The 22,805-nt window shown below is 40.2% G+C and carries 19 protein-coding genes; 3 read left to right on the top strand and 16 right to left on the bottom strand.

Annotated elements, in window-relative coordinates; translation table 11 throughout:
* Nucleotide 1 precedes the first annotated feature (1 nt).
* The 4 genes from LX92_RS01570 to pdxA form a co-directional block, all read right to left on the bottom strand.
* Nucleotides 2-1,000, bottom strand: a complete 999-nt coding sequence (locus LX92_RS01570) for a beta-ketoacyl-ACP synthase III (RefSeq protein WP_109648515.1) — start codon at nt 998-1,000, stop codon at nt 2-4.
* Between the two features lie 246 nt (nt 1,001-1,246).
* On the bottom strand, nt 1,247-1,444 hold the full coding sequence (gene rpmF / locus LX92_RS01565) for a 50S ribosomal protein L32 (RefSeq protein WP_109648514.1): 198 nt from the start codon (nt 1,442-1,444) through the stop codon (nt 1,247-1,249).
* Nucleotides 1,445-1,450: 6 nt separating this feature from the next.
* Nucleotides 1,451-1,981 (bottom strand): YceD family protein, encoded by a 531-nt coding sequence (locus tag LX92_RS01560; RefSeq protein ID WP_109649031.1) that lies wholly within the window; start codon nt 1,979-1,981, stop codon nt 1,451-1,453.
* A 174-nt stretch (nt 1,982-2,155) separates the two neighbouring features.
* The gene (pdxA, locus tag LX92_RS01555) at nt 2,156-3,202 is read right to left on the bottom strand and encodes a 4-hydroxythreonine-4-phosphate dehydrogenase PdxA (protein ID WP_109648513.1); all 1,047 of its coding nucleotides are present in this window, start codon (nt 3,200-3,202) and stop codon (nt 2,156-2,158) included.
* An 82-nt stretch (nt 3,203-3,284) separates the two neighbouring features.
* Here pdxA and LX92_RS01550 point away from each other — a divergent pair, with 82 nt between their 5' ends.
* Nucleotides 3,285-3,878 carry a riboflavin synthase gene (locus tag LX92_RS01550; RefSeq protein WP_109648512.1) on the top strand — a complete coding sequence of 198 codons (594 nt, stop codon included), beginning with the start codon at nt 3,285-3,287 and terminating at the stop codon, nt 3,876-3,878.
* Between the two features lie 6 nt (nt 3,879-3,884).
* Here the strand turns inward: LX92_RS01550 and LX92_RS01545 are convergent, their stop codons facing one another.
* The 6 genes from LX92_RS01545 to LX92_RS01515 form a co-directional block, all read right to left on the bottom strand.
* The gene (locus LX92_RS01545; protein WP_109648511.1) at nt 3,885-4,970 is read right to left on the bottom strand and encodes an acyltransferase family protein; all 1,086 of its coding nucleotides are present in this window, start codon (nt 4,968-4,970) and stop codon (nt 3,885-3,887) included.
* Between the two features lie 94 nt (nt 4,971-5,064).
* A complete protein-coding gene (locus tag LX92_RS01540; protein ID WP_109648510.1) occupies nt 5,065-8,838 on the bottom strand; it encodes a transglutaminase domain-containing protein in 3,774 nt (1,257 codons plus the stop codon).
* A gap of 224 nt (nt 8,839-9,062) precedes the next feature.
* The gene (locus LX92_RS23030; protein ID WP_109648509.1) at nt 9,063-9,227 is read right to left on the bottom strand and encodes a carbohydrate-binding family 9-like protein; all 165 of its coding nucleotides are present in this window, start codon (nt 9,225-9,227) and stop codon (nt 9,063-9,065) included.
* A gap of 245 nt (nt 9,228-9,472) precedes the next feature.
* Complete coding sequence (locus LX92_RS01525; RefSeq protein ID WP_109648507.1) at nt 9,473-10,561, bottom strand: phosphotransferase enzyme family protein; 1,089 nt, start codon at nt 10,559-10,561, stop codon at nt 9,473-9,475.
* A gap of 20 nt (nt 10,562-10,581) precedes the next feature.
* Nucleotides 10,582-11,820, bottom strand: coding sequence for an MFS transporter (locus tag LX92_RS01520; protein WP_109648506.1), 1,239 nt, complete (start codon nt 11,818-11,820; stop codon nt 10,582-10,584).
* A gap of 28 nt (nt 11,821-11,848) precedes the next feature.
* The gene (locus tag LX92_RS01515) at nt 11,849-12,694 is read right to left on the bottom strand and encodes an ROK family protein (RefSeq protein WP_109648505.1); all 846 of its coding nucleotides are present in this window, start codon (nt 12,692-12,694) and stop codon (nt 11,849-11,851) included.
* Nucleotides 12,695-13,043: 349 nt separating this feature from the next.
* Here LX92_RS01515 and LX92_RS01510 point away from each other — a divergent pair, with 349 nt between their 5' ends.
* Entirely contained in the window at nt 13,044-13,766 is a 723-nt protein-coding gene (locus LX92_RS01510; protein ID WP_109648504.1) for a sulfite exporter TauE/SafE family protein, read from the top strand.
* A 452-nt stretch (nt 13,767-14,218) separates the two neighbouring features.
* Here LX92_RS01510 and LX92_RS01500 read toward each other — a convergent pair whose 3' ends face one another.
* Entirely contained in the window at nt 14,219-15,322 is a 1,104-nt protein-coding gene (locus tag LX92_RS01500; RefSeq protein ID WP_109648502.1) for an acyltransferase family protein, read from the bottom strand.
* A gap of 644 nt (nt 15,323-15,966) precedes the next feature.
* Between LX92_RS01500 and LX92_RS01490 the strand changes: the two genes are divergently transcribed.
* Complete coding sequence (locus LX92_RS01490) at nt 15,967-16,800, top strand: sialate O-acetylesterase (RefSeq protein WP_190263529.1); 834 nt, start codon at nt 15,967-15,969, stop codon at nt 16,798-16,800.
* A gap of 57 nt (nt 16,801-16,857) precedes the next feature.
* On the opposite strand, the gene LX92_RS01485 is transcribed toward LX92_RS01490, so the two are convergent.
* The 5 genes from LX92_RS01485 to LX92_RS01465 form a co-directional block, all read right to left on the bottom strand.
* Entirely contained in the window at nt 16,858-17,271 is a 414-nt protein-coding gene (locus LX92_RS01485; protein WP_109648500.1) for an MFS transporter, read from the bottom strand.
* 353 nt (nt 17,272-17,624) lie between these two features.
* Nucleotides 17,625-17,915, bottom strand: coding sequence for a DUF2188 domain-containing protein (locus LX92_RS01480; protein WP_109648499.1), 291 nt, complete (start codon nt 17,913-17,915; stop codon nt 17,625-17,627).
* 185 nt (nt 17,916-18,100) lie between these two features.
* Nucleotides 18,101-19,201, bottom strand: coding sequence for a glycoside hydrolase family 43 protein (locus LX92_RS01475; protein WP_223308306.1), 1,101 nt, complete (start codon nt 19,199-19,201; stop codon nt 18,101-18,103).
* A 47-nt stretch (nt 19,202-19,248) separates the two neighbouring features.
* Nucleotides 19,249-19,479, bottom strand: a complete 231-nt coding sequence (locus LX92_RS01470; protein ID WP_109648497.1) for a hypothetical protein — start codon at nt 19,477-19,479, stop codon at nt 19,249-19,251.
* Nucleotides 19,480-19,778: 299 nt separating this feature from the next.
* Complete coding sequence (locus LX92_RS01465; RefSeq protein WP_109648496.1) at nt 19,779-22,733, bottom strand: response regulator; 2,955 nt, start codon at nt 22,731-22,733, stop codon at nt 19,779-19,781.
* Nucleotides 22,734-22,805: the final 72 nt, after the last annotated feature.

The following is a 22,805-nucleotide window of genomic DNA, read 5'->3' as shown; positions in this document are numbered from 1 at the left end:
CTTATTTGTTATATGCCCATTTTAGATAAATGGAACCCCAAGTAAATCCACCCCCGAAAGCAGCGAATACAAGATTGTCCCCTTTCTTTAACTGATTTTCATAATCATAAAGTAACAAAGGTAAGGTAGCGGATGTTGTATTACCATATTTATTGATATTCATCATTACTTTTGATTGGTCCAATCCCATTCTATTGGCAGTGGCATCTATAATACGCTTATTTGCCTGATGGGGCACCAACCATGACACATCCTGATCATCAAGGTCGTTGCGCTCCATGATTTTGGCAGCGACTTCAGCCATGTTGGAAACCGCAAACTTAAATACGGTTCTACCTTCCTGGTAAATAAAATGCTTTCTGTTCTTTACGGTTTCTTCCGTTGCCGGCATTAAAGACCCACCTGCGTCCATGCCTAAATAAGGCCTTCCACCACCATCCGATCTTAAATACTCATCCTGCATGCCCAAACCTTCGGTATTGGGTTCAAAAAGAACGGCTCCGGCGCCATCCCCAAAGATAATACATGTTGTTCTGTCGGTATAATCAATTATAGAGGACATTTTATCGGCCCCTATCAATAAAACCTTTTTGTATTTACCCGATTCAATATAACTGGCCGCTGTAGACATACCAAACAAAAAACTGGAACAAGCGGCCAAAAGATCATAGGCAAAAGCATTGGTCGCCCCTATTTCAGATGCTACGAAAGCCGCTGTTGAGGCTACAAGGCTATCTGGGGTTGCGGTAGCTACTATGACCAAGTCTATCTCGGTGGGATCAACATCCCCTTTTTTCATTAAATCATGTACGGCTTGTATTGCCAGGTACGAAGAGCCTTGCCCCTCTTCTTCCTTAAGCACCCTTCGCTCTTTGATGCCCGTTCGTGTAGTGATCCATTCATCATTGGTATCAACCATGCCCTCGAGCATTTGGTTGGTCAAGATGAATTTAGGGACATATCCCCCGACAGCTGTGATCGCTGCACTTAGTTTACCCATATTAGCTTATGTTATAAATCAAAAACTTTCAAAAAAGCATCAAAAGTGGGGAAAAATAATGATTTTTTGCGACTATCTGTCCAAAAAGTCATTGTTTGTGACTAATTTGAGCATATTCACCTTTGTCAGATTATTCTCCCAATATTGAAATGCCCCAATAGTTCTTGTGCTAATTGATTGACATTAAGACATAAAAAAACCCCGCTTTATCCAAGCAGGGGGTCGTTATTATCTTAAGAATCGAGTCTAAGCCTCGGCTTCCTCGGTCTTATCTATAAGAATTTGTCCTTTATAGTATAATTTACCTTCATGCCAGTGCGCTCTGTGATACAAGTGCATTTCACCAGTTGTTGGGTCTTTGGCAATTGTAGGGGCTACTGCTTTGTAATGCGTTCTTCGCTTATCTCTCCTGGTTTTGGAAATTTTTCTTTTAGGATGTGCCATTATTAATTATTTATCCGTTTGTAACTTCTTTAATTCATCCCAACGGGGATCACTATCTTCACGATTGTCTTTTTCTTCTTTTGGACTAAGTTCGGCCAACCTATCGAGTACTTCCGATTGTAAGGTCCCATCCAAAACACCTGGATGAATCCTTTTTTGCGGTACGGCCAATACCAACATTTCATAAACGTATTGTGCAATATTCACTTGATGTTCCCTATGGGGAATAATTATAATCTCATCATTCTCGTCATTGAACTCGTCACCGAATTTGACCACCAACTCCATACTACCGGAAATTTCCTGGTCATAGGGTTCGCTGGTTGTATCACAATCTACATTCACCGTGCCTTCTGTCTGCATCTCCAATTCCAACATTGTACTCATTTTATTGAGAACCACATGCAATTCCAATGATGCATCATTAAACTCATTATATCCAAAAGATTCAAAGAACGTATTGTCTATATTATAATCAAACTCGTGTTTTCCTTGCTTCAAACCAGAGAAAGGAATACTGAACTCCTTTTGCTTCATCACTTCAACACTTGTTTTTAATACTTTCGCCCACATTAAGGCGGGTGCAAAGATACTTTTTTTTTCTAAAACGCCAATTATTGACACCTAAATCTTTGATTTGCTTTTGACTGGAAAGAAATTATCCCGTAAAAGGCATCAAAAAAATCATATTTTGGTTGATTGTGCCCCAAATCAGCGTCTAATCTTCTGTTTTTGCAGGGCATTTTCCGTCAACTGACGGTATTCCTCCCTATTCTTGAATATTTGTATCGCTTTAAAAAGCGCCTCCTTGAACGAATTATGGTCGGCCTTACCTTGACCGGCTATTTCGTATGCAGTACCATGATCGGGTGATGTCCGCACCTTCGAAAGTCCGGCCGTATAATTTACCCCATTACCAAACGACAGTGTTTTAAAAGGTATGAGTCCTTGATCGTGGTAGGCAGCAAGAATGGCGTCGAATTTTTTATACCCATCGGACCCAAAAAAACTATCTGCCGAATAAGGTCCATATACCAAGTGGCCAGCTTCGGACATCTCCTTAATGACCGGTTTCATTATCTCTTCATCTTCCTTACCGATTACCCCATGGTCCCCAGAATGCGGATTTATGCCCAAAAGTGCGATTTTAGGCCTTCGTATACCAAAATCCATTTGTAACGATTTCTCGATGATACGTGTTTTGGTCCGTATTACTATGGGATTGATGGAGGCCGGCACATCCTTGACCGGAATATGATCGGTGAGCAACCCTACCTTTAAGTCGTCGGTAATCATGAACATAAGACTTTCGCCTTCAAGCTCCTTGGCCAGATAATCCGTATGCCCGGGGAATTTAAAGTCCTCGGACTGTATATTTTTTTTATTGATAGGTGCTGTGACCAATACATCTATTTTATCTTCTTTTAGTGCCTCTACGGCAGCCCGTAGCGATTTAATGGCATAAGCCCCACCTTCCTTGGTCTCTTTACCAAATTCGATTTTAGGGGTTTCCTTCCAAACATTGACTACATTGGTCTTACCATCAATCGCTTTGGACGCATCATGCACCCCATTATAGTTAATGGTAATCCCCAAGGCGTTTTTTTGGTGGGTTATGGTCTTGTTGGAAGCAAAAATCACTGGCGTGCAAAATTCCAACATACGTGTATCCTCAAAAGTCTTGAGTATCACTTCACACCCAATTCCATTTAAATCCCCTATTGATATTCCTACCCTTATTATTCGGCTTTCCTGCATTATATAATTACCTTTGTGTAGTGGTTATTACTAAAAAATAACACTAATTCAATTACACAAAACTACTTAATTTAAACGACACATGTTTACGGGAATAATCGAATCTTTGGGAGAAGTTCAACAACTGGAAAAAGAAGGGGGCAATCTTCATATCAGCATCAAGTCGGGCATAACCGACGAATTGAAAATTGACCAAAGTGTTGCCCATAATGGTGTTTGTTTAACCGTGGTGGCCATTGAGGGTCCAGTTTATACTGTTACCGCCATTGAGGAGACCTTACAAAAATCCAATCTTGGGGAATTAACAGTGGGGGACAAGGTGAATTTGGAAAGGGCCATGGTCCTTGGTTCCCGATTGGATGGGCATATTGTACAGGGCCATGTAGACCAGACAGGAAAATGCATTGCCGTATCCCAAAAAGATGGTAGTTGGTTCTTTACCTTCGAATATGATACTACCTATAATAATGTAACCATCGAAAAGGGATCGATCACCATTGATGGCGTCAGCCTTACCGTAGTTGATTCTGGAGCCAACACCTTTAGTGTGGCCATCATACCCTATACCTACGAAAACACAAGGTTCAACACCTATAAAGTAGGCAGTACCGTGAATTTGGAATTTGATGTAATCGGAAAATACGTTGCTCGAATGATGCAACCCCTTTCCCAATAAAAAGGTTTACACCTTTATGAATATTTTCTTTTTATAGAGGACATGTGCAAGTAGTACATAAAAACTTACCACGGTTAGTCCGTATAAAAGGGAGGAAAGTTCCATAGACATAAAATCGTGTACATAGACTTTCTGAAAAAGCCACCCGTGCAAGGACGTGTCGCCTACAGGTATCCTACCCATGACCTTACCGGTAAAGCTCGATAGAAAATAAATGGTGATGGCATTGGCCCCCACTTTTTTGAAAATACCCCCGAATGCAATTCCCCGAACATCGGAGAGATAATAGATTAGGGCTAGGAACATATTGGCCCACCCAGCGGTCACTAACACAAAACTACTGCTCCATAGGGCTTTATTGATTGGGAACACCATATCCCAGAGATACCCCAGGACCAACATAGCCGCTCCCATTCCCATTAGCACCATTTCTTTACGCTCCCTCTTAGAAGTCAAGATCAGGCCTGTAAAAATTCCCAATAAAGAGGTTGCAATGGAGGGCAGGGTACTCAACAGTCCCTCGGGATCATAATCGGGTTTATAGTTGTGGGTACCAAATATCTTGACATCCAAATAATTCGCCAAATTATTGGGGGCCCGATCAAAAGTAGATGCCACCCCCTCAACAGGTACATAGGCCATCAACAACCAATAGCCGACCAAAAATGCCACACAGATACCTATCAGGCTTTTCCAATTGAAATTCATGAACAATAGGGCAGCAAAGAAGAAGACCACGCCGATACGCTGCAACACCCCTGGAAACCTGATGTCGGCAAAGTCCTTTATAAATGGGAAAGTAATGGTAAACGCCCCTAGGAACAATCCAAGTCCGACCAATTTTAAACTACGTACTATGATTTTCCTATACGTGGCCCCAGACGCTGTCTTATGCTGATAGGCAAACGCAATGGAAGTACCTACTATAAAAAGGAAAAAAGGGAATACAAGATCGGTCGGGGTATACCCGTGCCAATGAGCATGCAATAACGGTGCATACACGTGCGACCAGGTTCCCGGGGTATTCACTAAAATCATCAACACAATGGTCAGTCCCCTAAAAATATCGACTGATATAACCCTATTTTTCATAATGCATGCTTTAACGAAATAAAGTTAACTTATTTAGGTTATTTACCCTATTGCAGAAGGAGACTTTTGGGTATTGGGTACCCTCTCGCCAAAATCAGGGCTGTGGCTTTATCTTTTTATAGCCAATCAATTGTTCTTTTGTATCCAATACCGATTTCACATAAGACTTGAACGCTTCATACTCGCTGGGTTCAATCCTTTCCTTTGAGGTATTTGCCAGTATATCGATTTGCAATTCATTAGGTTTTATCAACTCATAAGTGATTTTGTAGCTGTGCTTCCTGTATTTAAAATCGACACTTTCAGGCACCTCAACAAATTTTTCATTTTCGCCCAGTAAAATTTTATAGGATGATTTATAGACATCGGCATTTTCATAGAAAATGTATTCGATAGGGAAGTTCCTTTTTTCATCCGAAATAATTCCACTGTTGTACGCATTGTTCACCGCCGGAATTCGAAAGACCTTCATACTTCCTATTTCATCAATGGTTTCGTTAATGGTCAAATCCGAGGTGTAGGCGATTACGGGTGATTTTATATCATACTGGATATCGTAAATGGAATCCAAACTAAAATCCTCTAATAACCTTCCTTTAAAATCATCTGTGATCTTTGTTTTGATGACCTCATAATTATCTTCTTTCAGGATACTTGCGTAATTCGAATTGATACTACCCTTTAAAACCGATTCAATTTTCAGTTGGTGTTCTTTGTCCTTTAACCGATATACCATATTACTCTCAATGACAGTTGGGGTATGGGCAATGTCATTAAGTAAATAAACCCCCTGATGAACATCCTTAACCACTTTATTGGGGATGTCCAAGGCCGTGGCATTCTCCAAACTTGTGGGTATGGACTTAAAGGGCAGGTTATTATCGGTAAGTTCCAAATACTGTGGCTTACCATCAATAAAAACCTTTACGATACAGTGATTGAAATCCTGACTTGGCAATAGCATTGCTTGCTTACCATAATCCGAGGTCAATACCAAAACCAAATGGGACTTTAATCCCGCCATTTGCGCCAAGGTCACGTATAGGGTTGAAAAATCCTTACAATCGCCCAACTTGGATTTAATGGTTTTTGCAGGTCGCTGTGGCACATAACCACTTTGCCTAAAACTTACATAACTATAACTTAGGTTCTCCATTAAGTAGTAATAGATCCGCTCCGCTTTTTCATTGTCAAAATACATATCGACCGATTCGGGAAATATTTCTTTAAAGGCCTCCTCCACATCGGAATTAATCTGCATTTGGGGGCGGACAAGATCGGCATACCACGTGGCAATATCATCCCATGAATCAATGGTGCTTATGTGTAGATATCTTGCAATATCAGCCATACTGGGCATGTAATCTTCTTGTTGTTCCAGGGGTTTCAGATTGTCTATTTGCCAAATATGGCAAATGTAATCGTCCATTTTCCTTTCCTGGTGGGGCACTCCCCCATTCATCATGCGAAATTTGAACGGTTTTTCCTTTGGCACTAAGATTTTAAGTGAATTCTTTAGAATTGGGTGATACGAATCCATTTGAAAATAATCTACATAATCCTTATAAAACCTCCCACTTGAACTCGAGCTACTTTCATAATCGATATAAATAACATCCCCGACCTCCAATTTACCGAATACCAGATTGGATCCATTTTTTGATGCAGGCACCACAGTTTTGGTGGGTTTGACAATTTCCGACTTGGTAATTCGATAATTCCCCCGAAGTCCTAAATCAAGTTCTTTCATTGATTCTATACCACTTTCCGAAGTAATCTCGACCACATAACTGTTTTTGTTTCTGTAGCCACCCTCAGCATATAATTGCACCAAGGTTTCATCGAGCAAATAATTGTACCCATAATTATTCTTGGTTTCCTTATTCCGGTTCTTGGCGATAAAATCATAAATCTCCCCAGTTGCCAAGTCCTCGAAATAATCCTTGGTTCCGGAAAGGTCTTCAATTTTCTTTCTGAGCGCACTATTGCCACCATTGTGCTTCAACGACCTTTTGTAATACACCAAGGCCTCTTTCTTCCTGCCCAACTGCTCCAGTGCATTTCCCATATACTCCATCCCAATAAAGGAATAGGGATAATTGTCCAATACCTTTTTGATAAAGGGCAGCGATTCTTCATATTTCTTATATTCATGCAGGTATTCAATATAGTCCTTCAGGTAGGAATTACTACTATTAACATCGTTGTACTGTTCTTTGAAAAGTTGTATTACCTGTTCTTTTTTGTTTTGTTTGTCATAGAAGCCAGCCAATTTTTTAAGGGCCGGATAGTCGAAATAAAGGTCATTGATCGATTCCAATACCTCAATCGCATTTTCATCCTCGTTCAAATAATCGGAATACAATGAGATGTACAACTTGATCAGTTTTGTCTGATCCTTGAAATTGGTGGTTATATATTTCAATTTTTCCTTGATAGCACCCTTATCCTCTTTCCGGATACTCAACATCAAGTCCGCCGAATGCTGTAATATCGGCATATCGGTTGCCGCCTTGAACTCATCGGTAAACTTTTCGAATTCCTTGATGGGCAACTTAAAAAGTTCTCCAGACTCCTGAAAGCGATATACATACGACAGGTAATATTTCCCATCGTCTTTTTCAATGTTCTTTTGAAGTTCTTGGGAGGAGGTATAATCCTTTTCCAAATTATAGCTCAAAATCAACAAACGCCTTAAAAAGGAGCTGTTGTTATGGGCTTTGATCAATGGCAGAATGATTTTTTTGGCCTCGGTGTATTTTGAATTCCTCAAATACGTACTTACCAAACAATAGGTATAAAAGAAGTTATTTGGGTTTTGGGCAACTTTCACCTTAAAATAGGCTTCCACCGAATTATCAACACCTACGGGTTGCAAGCTGGCCAGGCTGCTTTTGTTATAGGCACGGTATGTTGGGTCTACTTCCAGGTTGTTGAGTGCATTTCCGTCAACATCGGTCAATCGGGCGATAAAATACCCGATCCCACTCTGGTCGGCATTCTTGACCAATATTCGGTTTACTCCTTTAGGCAATGTAAATGCAACATTATAGGCATCGAGGTCGGTGATGCCATCATTGGTGTTTTCCAAAACCACGACATCATTGACCCAAACCTTTGCCAAGGCCGAACTGCCCAAGCGCAAAACCACCCTTTGCCCAATAGGGTTGGCAATAAAGGTCTGCGCATAATTGACACCCGCCCCATATTCGGAATGATTGGAGTAAAATTGATAGGCTTCCCTTGCTAAGGCACCATTGTTGTACCAATTGACAAAACCATTGCTATTGGCATTGAAATCCTCTTCGGAATAGGCTTTTTCCTCAGGCTCATAGGCAATATCCAAACCACTGCCATTCAGGTTCTCAAAGGTGCCACAATACTGCCATTTCTTAATGGATGCCATTTCCGAATTCTTCCGGTAGTAGCCCTCCCAGTCGTTATTATGTCTTGCAACTATGGATTTCAGGTATTTCATGGCTTCCAAAACCGTAGGATTCTTTATGAGACCCAGATCGATATCCTTGATATTCTTACTGTTCTTATTATTGAAACCGCTTTCAATATAGCCGTCGAAAAAGAAATTCTGTGTCCATAGCGCATAGAGGTAATACTCAAAATCCTTATACGCCATCAATTGTTGGATAAAATCATCAGGGTTGGTGAAATTTCCGTTTTCCGCCTTTATGATCTCCTGCGATAAAAAATAGGCAATATCGTCATCCTTTGATTTGCGCAAGGTCGACAAAGCTTCTTTTCGTTCATTCCTGAACAAGTGTTCCCAATGTTTTTCATAAGTGGTGTTCTGGGAAAATAAACTTGATGTGGTTGTCAAAAGGACAAGGGCAAGTAAAGACAATAATCTCATAATCCGAATAAGGGTTGGTTTGGTATAATCACACGGATAGTGATAACGGATTTCCCATATGCTTTGGTATGTTCTGCAATCGTTATTTTATCATATTCCATATCGATATCCTAAACCAAATGGCTGAAAAAAATATCAATTTTACCATACAGACAACAAAGCCCCCTTTTGTTTTAATCGGCATTATTCCAATACTAACCCTCTAAAAAACAGGTTGATGATAATTAGTCCCCAGTGGGGAAATTGGCTGGCCCCGGATGAAACCTACTGTGCCGTCCTTTGCCAAAACGAACAAGGGCTGTTTCAATACAATTAGCTTCAAAATTGAATTTCCGCTCGTTTTTACCTTTCAAGATAAACGTCTCCACACAACTACCCCCAAACGGCATTATTTTCGTTTATATGCTTCGCTCGTGATTTTCTTCAATTACTTTGTAAAATATGAAAAGATGCTGATTGTTGTGCGCTAGGTAAAAATCCACCGAAGGCTTATAACGATATGCTTCCCAGTCAATTTAATCTATTTTACTCGAGAACCCAGAGGAGGCAAGTGTCTTATTAAGTTGCTCCAAGGGAATCCCATCAAGATCATAGATAAACGGAATCACCAATGATTTAACAGCTTCCATAACTCTTACAAGTAAGACTTAACAACATCCTGCATGGTCTTAAATTGGGCCTCCATACTTTGTAATAATTTGTACTGTGCATGTGTACGAACCAAATTGTGCTCAGGGCTTTTAATTTTATAATAGGTGTCACCAGCAATATAATCCATTAAAAAACGAAGCACCTGTTCATAGGTTATGTATTTGGCCGAAAACGCCAGATAATCCATTTCAGACTCTACTAAAAACGATTTTGCCTCTTCGAGGTATCCTTTGGTGTATGCCGTGAAAATTTCCAAATCCATAGACACGTTATCCAATTCCGTATCATCTTCAAGTCCGGTATTGGTGTATGACCGCATAGCATCGCCAAAGTCATTCAAAGCAGTGCTGCTCAGCACCGTATCGAGGTCGATCATGCATAAAACGTCCCCCTTCTTATCGAACAAAATATTGTTTATCTTGGTATCGTTATGTGTTACACGTGTAGGAATGGTGCCTTCTTCAACCAAAGTCCAAAATTGCAACATTTCTTCACGACGGTCTTCTATCCATGAGATTTCTTCCATTACCATGCTTTTACGTCCAACAGGATCTTTTGCCAATACCTCATCCCATTGTTCAAAGCGAAAGCGGATGTTGTGAAAACCGGGTAGGATATCTACAAGTTGTCCTTTGTAATCAGAAGTCATGCGCTGGAATTTTCCTATGCCCTTACCACCCGAATAGGCTAGTTCTGGGGTATCTGCCGATTCGTAGGACACACTGTCGTCAATGAAAAGGCACATCGTCCAGAATTCGCCCTCTTCATCAAGTTGATAAAGCCTACCATCGTGGGTTTTGGTCAGGGTCATTGTCTCGCGTAAAGGATCGCCGCCATTCGCAACAATTTTCGCTTTTAGATGTGTTGTTATGTTATGGATGTTATCCATCATGGAAGGTACATCCTTGAAAATTGTCTTGTTTTTTCGCTGAAACAAATAGTTAGGCGAATCTTCACCGATGGTTTTTAAAATATAGGTGTCATTGATAAAACCTTCACCAAGGGGTTTGATGGATTCTATTTCGCCTTCAACTTGAAATTGTTTAGCGATATTGTTTAATTCCGATAACATATCTTTAGATTTTAGAATAACTACTTTCTGATTTTACTTCCTTTAACGGCAAAATAGAGAATATACAGGTAAGCTGGGATAAATAACCAGTAAGCGGTCTGATAATTTGCAACCGTAGCAACCTCGGTAGTTTTGACCGCATCAATCAAAAAACCGAAAATTAAAGGAATCACAGCTCCCCCTACAATACCCATGACCAACATAGACGCACCGGTTTTTGTGAATTTACCCAAATCTGCAATCGCAAGGGGCCAGATGGCCGGCCACATAAGAGAGTTGGAAAAACCAATAAGTGCCATGCAATAAATACCATATTCACCAGGTAAGAAAATCAATAATAAGGCGGATACTATTCCTATCCAAGAAAACAATTTGAGTGCCACGGTTTGTGACATAAACTTAGGAATCATAATAACCCCAAAGACATATCCCAGTACCAGCCCCAATGGAACATACATGGCAAAACTATCAAGGTTCTGTACCGAATCCCCAAATACCGCTTTTGCAAAACCAATTATCGATGCCATTGGCAAAGTTTCTACCCCAACGTAGATAAACAGGGCAAGCACACCCAACAGTAAGTGTGGAAATTGAAAAACACTTGTTTTATTCGCAGCATAACCAGATATGGCCGCTTCGTCCGTTTCATCTTCACCTTCGGCCTTCACTTCCGGTAGTGGGGCAAAAATCATGAATATGCCCAATGCCACTAGAATGCCGGTTACAATATAGAACGGAACAATAACATCATCGAGTTTAACATTGTTCAAATCCATGAACAGGCCAAGAAACAACGATGACAGCCACCAGGCCGATTTATTAAAAATACCCATAAGACTCATGCGCATGGCTGCGCTCTCTTTTGGTCCAATAATGGTAACATATGGGTTAACCGAAGCTTGCAAGATAGTGTTGCCAATCCCACCTACAAATAGAGCGATCAGGAATAAAGGAAAACTAAGCATGTTGGAGGATGGAACAAAAAGCACCATTCCTATGGCCATTACAAAAAAGGCGATGACCATTCCGTATTTATAGCCAACTTTTTTAATAATCCATCCTGCAGGAGCCCCAAACACCACAAAAGCCGAAAAAATTGCGGCAGTGACTAGATACGATTGGGATGTGGATAGGTCAAATGCGTCTTGAAGAAATGGGGTCAGGAAACCACTGATCCCAACACCAAAACCTATGACAAAAAATAGGACACTAACAATTGCCAGTGGAATGATGTAATTCGATTTTTTAGAATTGGTCATAATAAGAATTTAAGTTGATTAGAAATCGTTAGGCATTATAATATAAACCGGCGGCACCCAATATCGCGATGTCGTCAAGCTCTGATTGCTCAATAGCTATAATATCTTTCATTACATCAAAAGGAAATTCAGCCAATTCCTCTTGGATACCATCTTTAAAAAGCGGGAACGACTTACTGATAGAGCCTCCGAAAATAATGGCATCAGGTGCGAGTATATATAAAATGGTAGTGACGAGTTTACCGATATGATGTCCAAATTCGTTGAAGAGAGCCAAAGCATCCTTATCCCCTTTCATCGCTTTATCATATAACTCCTTTCCGGTAATAGTATTTATTTTGTTAAAGAAACCACTACCACAATAAGCTTCAAAAATACTGTCTTTATATGGCATGTGACCTACCTCTCCCGCACCGCCGAATAAGCCCGAATGCAGTTTATTGTTGATGATGATACCACCACCAACACCAGTTCCCAAGGCTACTGCAACCATGTTATTGAATTTTTGTCCCTTGCCAAAATGTTTTTCTCCCAAGGCAAAACAATTCGCATCATTTTCGATATATACGGGTATATTGAAGCGTGCACTGATTTTTTTAACGAGACCCAAACCGTTCCATGCGGGAATATTTGAAATTTTAACAATTTCTCCCTTTCCCGCATTAATCAATCCAGGGACACCAACACCAATTGCTTTCGTTTCGGGGAGCATCACCTTATCAATAACCTCATAAAGCGTTTCAAGTATTTCCTCAGCAGTCCTTTCGGCCCCTGTAGGAAGGGAGTAGGTCCTAATTATTTTCTTGTCCACAATACAACCAGCTCCTATTGAAGTGCCTCCAATATCAACACCTACTATTACATCTGTTTTCATATTTTTTTAAATTTTGTTTCCATTTATCGTTTCAACATTGTCTGCCCGACAAAATTTTCAAAAAATAACTCGTGCCCTTTTAGCATTTAATAAGTATATGATGTGAACAAAAACTTTCAACGCTCCAGTTATTAATAATTTTTGAAGAACTCCACCATCTATTATTACCTGAAGACAAATCTAATTGAACAGGTTCTGTGATGAAATTCGGAATATCAATGGAAAAGGCGGTTGCTACCATCGGGTAGTTTGTTGATTAAAGGATAAAGATAAATATTTTAGGATACATTTGTGCATTGATCGCTAAACAACGTCTGTGCTCCTATCAATACAATCAGATATACCAACAATGGCATGGATCATGGCATTGACTGCGACCTTTGTGGTCGGCATTTCCAAGGCAGGAATCAAGGGGGTGGCCATCATCAATGTAACCCTAATGGCATTGGCCTTTGGCGCCAAGGAATCGACTGGACTCGTAGTTCCCTTACTGATCCTAGCCGATATCTTTGCCGTCGTCTATTACAACAGACATTGCCAATGGTCATATATTCTACGGTTTTTACCTTGGATTATCGTGGGGATCTTAATCGGGGTCTTTATTGGGATGGACCTCGATGAGCAAACCTTTAAGATCGGAATGGCCATCATTATTTTAGGTAGTGTGGTGATGATGTATTGGTGGGACCGAAAAAAAACCAAGAACGTTCCCTCACATTGGTCCTTTGCCGGATTCATAGGTGTCCTAGCAGGTATTACCACCATGATCGGCAATTTGGCTGGGGCTTTCAGTAATATTTTCTTTTTAGCCATGCGGCTGCCCAAGAACGAGTTTATCGGTACCGCAGCCTGGTTATTCCTGATTATCAACCTATTCAAACTCCCTTTTCATATTTGGGCTTGGGGTACCATCACCCCAGAAACTTTATTGATCAACCTTAAATTGGCCCCTGCGATCTTTCTTGGACTTTTTGTCGGAGTACGTTTGGTAAAGATCATAAAAGAGGATTTTTACCGCAAAATGATTCTCGTACTAACTGCCCTGGGTGCAATTATGATCTTAATAAAATAAGACCTTTTGAAAAATATGCCTCACATTGGTTTTAGGTCTTTGTTGTCTTGTATGGACTAAAAAATGGAACCGGTATGGTACATCCCCATCCAAGCGATCCATGAAAGCCCCAAACAAATTAGAAACCGTCCTATTTCCACATAATCTATCCTCGTTCGCATCAGCTGTAAATTTTATTTTCAACTCGCAATATTACAGGTGAAATATCATTTGTGTACGGGTTTTGGACTAAAACCAAATTTTATCCGATAAAATAAAAGGGTGTTGTAGTTTCAACGAAATATAAGGGTTTATACCCCAAACAATCCAGTGGAATGATTTAGTATGCTTAGAGGACTGCCATAAAAAACCATTGCCATATTCAAGGTGCAACTTTATGGCAGCGGCCATTTGGGGAAACATCCATTGGTCCCAATCGGTTTCGATACTGCTGATTCTAGCAGTTCTGTTATTTATATCTTGATATAAATCCTCTTTTTATATAACCAATAACAAAGATACCAGAGGAAGAAAAGTACAATAATGCTTAAGATGAGCATGGCGTATACTTCGCCCATCCCTGCGAAAATGGCATTTGAAAAGGGGAGTACGATTTTCCTGATTAAATCGGCCCCGCCCACATGGGCAAAGAGATAGATAAATAATGGGTTCATTCCGACAATCGCGAAAAACAGGACCCCTTTTTGATACTTTCTCATATCAATCAACCAATAACATAAGGCAAGCGCTAAGATTGACCATCCACCACTGGCAAAGACAAATGTACTTGTAGAGATACGTTTGATGATTGGGGTAAACGGGCTTAGGCCGAATCCTATTATCAGTCCTAAAACACCCGTTACCAAAAGAATCTGTAACTTTCTTTTATCTGTCTTATTGCCCATCATCAATTGGCCTGCCAAAACACCCCAAATCGTATGGGCCGCAGTAGGTATGGCATTGAACATTGCCCAATGGCCGCCATCTTCCTTCCCTGAAATAAGGATATTGAACCAAGCACCAAAGTTTTCGCCGGGGAGGAATGCATGATTAAAGCCTTCTAACGGGAAAAACCTGTAAAGTGCCTCTGAAATAAGAATCAGAAAAACAGAAAAAGCGATTTGAACAGCCACGGGCCTTTTTAAAATGATAAAGGCCAAAATATAGGTCACCGAAAGCTGGGCAAGTACGTTTTGGAACCTAAAGACGATTTTCCCTGGGTCTATGCAGTATAAGGCCCAACCCAAGACCAACATTAGAAAAGCCCTTTTTAGTGCGTGTTTAAAAACTTGATTGTACGTATCGCCCCTGGCAATTCTTTTATGGAATGACAATGGCATGGCCACCCCTACTATGAACATAAAAAATGGTTGGATCAGGTCCCAAAAATGCATCCCTTCCCATTCCATATGATGAAACTGTTCCCCTATAGCATGTACAATGGTTCCTTCAAATTCGGGAGCCACCATATATGTGAACAGGTGGGAGAACTCCGCTATGAGCAAGAACATCGTTACGCCCCGATAAAAATCAAGGGAAAGAAGTCGGTTGTTGGATGATTCCTGTACTTTGGCCATATCATTTGTATTATTTATCTCTCCAATACTCGGGGATAACTATAGATGAAATAGCAATTCTCAAAAGTCCTTGGAAATTAATTAGCACCAATAAACGACGAAAAAGATAGGAAATAAAAGTTACTCCAATCCATATTAAACCCTCTATTTTCACCTTAGGACAACCCTAGTGCTTCTGGATAAAAGCCTTCATTCGATTTTTGGTAAACCATAGCCTACCCTTTTTATTGATGCTGGCCGGTTAGTCGATCACACTGGTTTTCTGTTGATTATCAAGTCTTTCCCCTGTCTTAAATCTTCCTTGTGACGTGATTGGCTTCCCTGAACGATATGATCCAAACCTCATCCTGTCTGCATAAGTGTAGGTAGGTTAAGAACGCGGAAGGCAAAGAGGGTCAACGCTATGGTAGCACTTAATGTGAATGCCAAGAGTCTTTCCTCTCCAATTCCCAAATCGATAAAGGAACCGGGAATACCTGATCGACCAAATTTTGGAAAGAAAAAAGTGAAACCTTGGTTGGTGTGGTTTGGCAAAAAAACTATCGGTTACTTTTATTACTTTTGATTATCAGCTGCTTTGCCCCGTATTTTGTTATATGTGGAAAGCAGCTTTAATAATCCCTTCTGTACAAAGAAATAAAGGAATGAAAACACCTGTACTCCCTTTTTTAATATTGATTATGACCACCATGAATATCTTTTCCCAAGATCCCAATCTTCATATTTACCTCTGTTTTGGTCAATCGAATATGGAAGGTTCTGCTACGATAGAGCCCCAAGACCTCATCGTAAGCAGTCGCTTTAAGGTAATGCCCACCACGGACTGTCCGGATGTCGGAAAGCAAAAAGGGTTTTGGTACACTGCAGTGCCCCCATTGAGCCAATGCTGGTCTGGACTCTCCCCTGCCGATTATTTTGGACGCACCATGATTGAAAAACTACCGGACAGTATTTCGGTAGGGGTAATCAATGTTGCTATTGGCGGTTGTGATATTCGCTTATTCGATAAGGATATTTACGAGGATTATACGGAGACCTATAGGGAAGCCTGGTTTACCGATAAGATCGCCGCCTATGGTGGAAACCCCTATGCACGTCTTATAGCAATGGCCAAAAAAGCCCAAAAAGATGGTGTAATCAAGGGTATACTCCTGCATCAGGGTGAAACGAATCAAGATGATCGCCAATGGCCCAAGTATGTACAGAAGGTTTATAACAATATGTTGACAGATTTAGGACTTACCGCCGAAGAGGTTCCCTTATTGGCCGGAGAGGTTGTTGGTGTAGACCAAAACGGGGTCTGCGCCAGTATGAACCCTATCATCAATACCTTGCCCGAAACAATACCTACGGCCCATGTGATTTCATCAACAGGTTGCCCTGTAAGGGAAGACCATGTACATTTCAATTCGGAGGGCGTTCGCCAATTAGGCACCCGATATGCCGAAAAAATGTTGTCTTTGGAAGGTATTGAATAGCCAAATCAATGACCTGTTCAAAGTATATGGTACCCAATCACCACTTCTATGGGGTTTTTACCGCCCTGTATGTCTAAGGTCATGTTTTATACGTGCTTCGGATGGATGCAGGAAGATCATATACACGATAATGAAAATGCCAAGAACCACCAATGCCGGCTTCAAGAAAAGGATAATTAGCGCCGCACCCTCCAAAATGGCCCAACGTACCAAGGATGCACCTTGGTAAAACGGTATTTTTTCCTCCAAACTCTTTTTGTGGTCTATCTTATCCAATTGAGACCGAAAAAGAAAATTGCCCAAAAAAATAGCCGCAAAGGGGATGCATAAATACACCATCACCTCCGTATCCAATTCGGGAAATTTTAAAAAGTCGAGCGAAGTAAGATTGCCGATATACAAATAGGCAAGCACCATCCCCACACAAAGGGTGATGTGTAAAATTTTAAGGACTTTTAGTTTTTCTTTCATGATAAATAAGGTTTAGTAGTCGATTGGTCAATGTATTCCCGTTCATTTGTTAACATCGTAAATATGCAAGAAAAAAGGTGGTAGGGTATATTCAAAGAGTACCTCCAAACATTTAATCCTTGAACATAACCGAGATGAACTCTTTCTTTTTCAGGAGTATGGATTAACCTATCCCACAGACTTTTAAAATTTTGGGTCATTCGATTCTTGTAATCTGTTTACGATCTATAAATCCAATTTACGCAAACCCTTAAAAACAAAAAAGAGGAAAGTCCCTTTTTAAAAAGCAGTTGGAGTGTCATTGCGATCACGGGACACAAATTGGGAAGCCATCCATTTATCAGAAATAGGAATCAGTCATAACCAATACGGTCCCGTATGGTTCCATCCGCTCTATGGATGATCACATCGGCCTTGTGTTTCCGAGCCAATCGTTTTGCTTTATTAATGGCCGTATCTTGGCGTCGGTGGGTAGAGGTGATACGTTTGTTGCCCTCGCGACGTACCGCCCAGCCGTTTTCATGCGGTACCACGTGTTGGTGCCAGGTTCTTCCTCGTTTGCTTAGACGCATACTTTTAAAAAAGACGGCTACCAATTCACTCAAAACGGTTATCCAAGAGCTGGACCTATTGCTTTTCGGCATTTTATATTTTATTGACTGTGTCGAAGATACTATTTTCAACTAAGAATTTAGGACACCCTGTTTCCCGTTACCGCTATCACAACCCTGAGACAACCATTTCTTTCATCACATTCCATCAGTATAAAAACCCGTAGTCTGAAAACCTAAGGAATAAGATGATCGATATGGGAATTCACCTAACGAAACTATTCCTTTTTCAATATCCTTTTCCTTACCCCCTTAAAAGTCATTTTAACCGGATTGATAAAACCCTCCTCGTCAAAGGTCATTCTATCAATACACGTTTCGCGATGATGGGCCTGATCGGTATCTATGGGGCGTCGGTGGTATACGATATAGTAATCATCGGTATGGGGAACCTTAAAGACAGAATGATGTCCGGCCCCGGTTGCAATGGTTGAATCCTGTTGTAAAATTTTCCCGATTCGCTTAAAAGGCCCTATCGGTGAATCGCCAATGGCATAGGCAACGCTGTAATCCGGTCCCATCCAGCCCCCTTCCGACCACATAAAGTAGTATTTCCCATTTCGCTTGAACACAAAAGAGCCTTCAACATAGTTCTCGGGAGTGATTTCCTTATATATTTCCCCATCGTCAAAAGGTTTGATGCTCAAAAAATCCTCATTCAATTTTACCACATTACAATGCCTCCAACCCCCGTAATACATATAAACCTCCCCATCATCATCCTTAAAAACGAACTGATCGATTGGCTGGGCACCATTTTTAATCCCATTGATAAGGGGTTTTCCCAAGGCATCCACAAAAGGGCCGGCAGGATTATCGGCAATGGCCACACCTATCCCTCCCAGTTCCGCCTCACGCTGTATATCATTGGCAGAGAAAAACAGGTAGTATTTCGCATTGACACGGATAATCGATGGTGCCCACACCGAATATGATGCCCATGGTACATTCTTGATGTCCAAAACATGGGGATGTTTTGTCCAACTAATCAGGTCTTTGGATGAAAAAGCATTGAAAAAGGTTTGCTTGAGGTATTGGGGATTGATGGTGTTTTTCTGGGCCTCCAATTGGGATACTGAAAATACGGTTGACTTATCTGGTTGTCCGTAATCATCGGAATAGGTGGGATATATCCAATATTCATCGTCAAAAATTATTCCCTCTGGATCGGCATACCAGCCTTTCAACACCGGATTTCCGGCATAAACTTCTTTTCCGCCTGTCTTAATCCTATGTGAACAGGAGGAAACCATAACAACTAATACAACCCCAAAAAATGCTTGATACCCCATCTGAAAAATATACAAAAGATAAGGCATTAATCCTTTATATTTTTTTTGTTATCGGAATTTTTCCGCTTAACGCCTTACTTCGAAATTCCCCATTCCGTATTTGGTTCTGGTCCCATCTCAAAAATCAATTCACTACCTTCCATGATGGCATCATGGTGTATGTAACCCAGGTTATAGGGTTTGCCATTCAAGGTGCCTGTGTATCTTGCAGAAAAGAAATCATCCTTAATTCCCTCGATAGGGGCTTTCAACCATTTGTAATTCAGTTTGGAATAGTGTTCCTTTCCGGCAGATTCACCTTCCAACTTATCGTTGTTGTAATATTCCGTAAAGCCGTTGAAAATCAGATTACCAAGGCGTTCGCAATGCTAAGGGAAAAGTTAGCAAAAAATGCGAAATCGTATTCCTCCATATTTTAGGTGTTGATACGGGAAAAATCATGGAAATGTTACTTCTCAGGACTCATTGTACCTCTTGTGCTCCAAACACCCCTAATATATAGATAACCAATTTCCGTAAAGCGAAAATAAAGGTTGTTCACCCATGGCCAAGGTTCTTCATTTGCTTTGTCAAGAAGATTTATTTTGTTGTGGGTTATAATTTGTCAAGAGGTATATTCAGAAGGGGAACAACCAAAATATTCCTTAAAACATGTAGAGAAATATGCCGGTTGGTTAAACCCTACGGCATATCCGATTTCCGAGATATTCACTCCCTTTTTTTTAATAAGTTGGGCAGCAAGCTTAAGTCGTTGGGCCCTTATAAATTCCGTGGTAGAATATCCGGTCAGCGCTTTCAATTTCCGGTGTAAGTGCATTCTACTTAAACCAATCTGGTCCGAAAACATTGTTACCCCAAAATTTGGATCCGTCAGTAGGTCATCAAGTATAACTTGGATTCTTTGGAGCAATTGGGCATCTAAGGAAGTTAGTTCAATTTCGTTGGGTTTAAGAAATATCTGTTTGCTGAATTTTTCCTGAATTGCCGTTCTAGAAGCAATCAATTTTTCAATGACCACTCTTAATTTTTCTTCTTTAAAAGGTTTTGTCATATAAGCATCAGCACCTGTCTTAAGTCCCGCCAGTTCGTCTTCTTCAGCAGATTTTGCCGTTAGCAGTACAATAGGAATATGGGAGGTACGCTCATCCGATTTAAGACGGTTTCCCAAGTATATCCCATCTTCAACAGGCATCATAACATCAGAAACTATTAAATCAGGTATTGTTTCAAATGCCACCTCTACCCCTTCTTTTCCATTTTTTGCCTGTAGTACACGATAATCGTTTTTCAATAATGATTTTATAAAGAGTCTGATCTCTTCATTGTCATCCACAATCAGCAGTAATGGTAAAGTTTCATCATTAATTTGCTCTTCCTCTTCTGGCATAGAGATCATCTTTGCAATGGGGTTAGGTTTAGCACTTTCCAAAAGACTATTTTCCATGGCCAATTCATCCTTTGCAAATGCTTTTTTGGAAATTGGCAAAGTAACACTAAATCGAACCGTTCCTGCATTGGGTTTATCTGCCTTAACTTCCCCATGGGATAGGTGGGCCAATTCTTTTACCAAAGACAGCCCTATGCCAAAACCTTGATTTACCGAATTGTTCTGGTGGAAACGATCAAACAATTTGGGAAGATCCCTTTCAGTCAAATTTCTATCATCGTTGGTAACATGGATGCAAACCTTATCTTTTACAATTTCTGCCTTAAAATCGATCTTACCATTTTCATCACAGTATTTAAGTGCGTTTGACAAAAGATTTCCTATTATTTTTTCAACTAAGTCCTTATCGAACCAAGCCTCTTCCGTAGGCTTTATATTACTATTAAAGGTTAAACCCTTTCTAACAGATTGATAGCTGAAAGGCTCCACCAGATGTTTAAGAAACAACTCCAGATTCCCTTTTGATATTTTCAACTTTCTACGACCGGCCTCAATCTTGGAGAGATCTAAAAGTTGATCCACCAAATCCAACAATCTATTTGCGTTTCGTTGGATCAAACCCAAGTCCGTTTTATCTTCCGATGATAATTGCTCCTTTGACAATTGATGTGCCACAGGTCCAGAAATAAGGGTTAGTGGAGTGCGGAATTCATGGGAAATATTTGCAAAAAACCTGGATTTGGCAGCCTCTAACTGCCTGAGTTTATCATTGGTTCTTTGCTTGTTGCGAAAAAGAAAGTAAAGCCCTATAACCGCAAGACCCAAAATCAAAATACCGGCAATAAAAAGGCTTTTCTCATTTTTCGCTTTTTGTTTTTCCAATTCCGCTTGTGAGGTAAGCAATTTTATTTCCTGTTCTTTTTTTTCTGTTTGGTACTTCCTCTCCAGTTCTTCAACTGCCAAATGGTTTTGGTACCTTTTAACACTATCTTCCAAAACAGTGCTTTTCTCATAGGTTGCTACGGCGGCCTCGAAATCCTTTATTTTAGTATACGTTTTTATCAATCCTTTATATGCTGCCAAAACATTAAGTCTCTCTGATTTGTTATTCTCTAAACCACTTACTAGTTCAATGGTTTTGTTAAAATACGATATGGCTTTCCGATATTCTTTCCTGGTTATATATAGATTGCCTAGTACTAGATTATTGGTGGCCAAAAATGTAATCCGTTGTGCCTCTTCAGAAACCACATTGCTTTTTAAAAGGTATTTTTCAGCTTTTCCAATATCCTCTTTTAAATAACAATTGCCCAGTCTCATGTATATTTCGGCAAGCATATTGGCATCCTTATATTCCTCGTAAAAGTCTTCTGCCTTTAATAAATGTTGAATGGAAGCTTTACAGTTACCTTGAAGTTCATAATGGATACCCAAAGCCGCTTCACCATAATACATTCCTTCCTGATGTCCTAGTTTTTGGTACACATCAATACTCTTTTTCAAATACTTGACTGCTTGTGCGTCTTTAAGTTCTGAGTATATCAGGCCAATATTGGAGTATGCTGCAGCCAATGATTTGTCTAGGCTATTTTGATTTGTGTAGATTGAGTCCAATTTTAGGTAATAGGATAATGCTTCCGGATATTGCGTGGATTGAAAACTACGATTTCCGAGTGCCACATATATAGAGGATAGCAAACGCCAGTCGTCTGTTTCCTTAGCGTTTACCAAAGCTTTATTAATAAATATTAAGGACAAAGAGTCATTCCTCCAAACATCATAGATAATCGATATTTTTTTATAATTATCCGCCATATAGGACTTGTTGTCCAACTCTTCTGCGATGGTTGCGGCCGCTTTGATATAAAAAAATGCACTATCTAGATTGGATTTTGCAAAATAGAATCTACCGCTTTGGGAATTGTAGAAATAGTTGCCTTGAGTATAGGAATTCTGTTTTGAAATCTGTCCTATTTGTTTGCGATACCGATCAGCAGAATCCAACGAAGTATATAAATATGATTCAAAAAGTTCATTGGAAAGTCTCACAGTTTCTGTCGGATCCTTATTCTCATGAAGCAGTCTTTTCAATGAATCTATTTGTATTGTTTCCTGACCCCAACTCAATATAAACCCCCAAAAAGTCAATAAACAACAAAGGTGCGTTTTCATACTATTTAAAAATCTTTCCCTTAAAAGATACAAAATTTGATTTCTTAATGGGTAATTCACAGGTTTCCAAAA

The sequence above is a fragment of the Maribacter polysiphoniae genome, assembly GCF_003148665.1.
Taxonomy (GTDB): Bacteria; Bacteroidota; Bacteroidia; order Flavobacteriales; family Flavobacteriaceae; genus Maribacter_A; species Maribacter_A polysiphoniae.
Note: the sequence above shows the minus strand (reverse complement) of the source record. Positions and strands in the feature narration are given on the sequence as shown.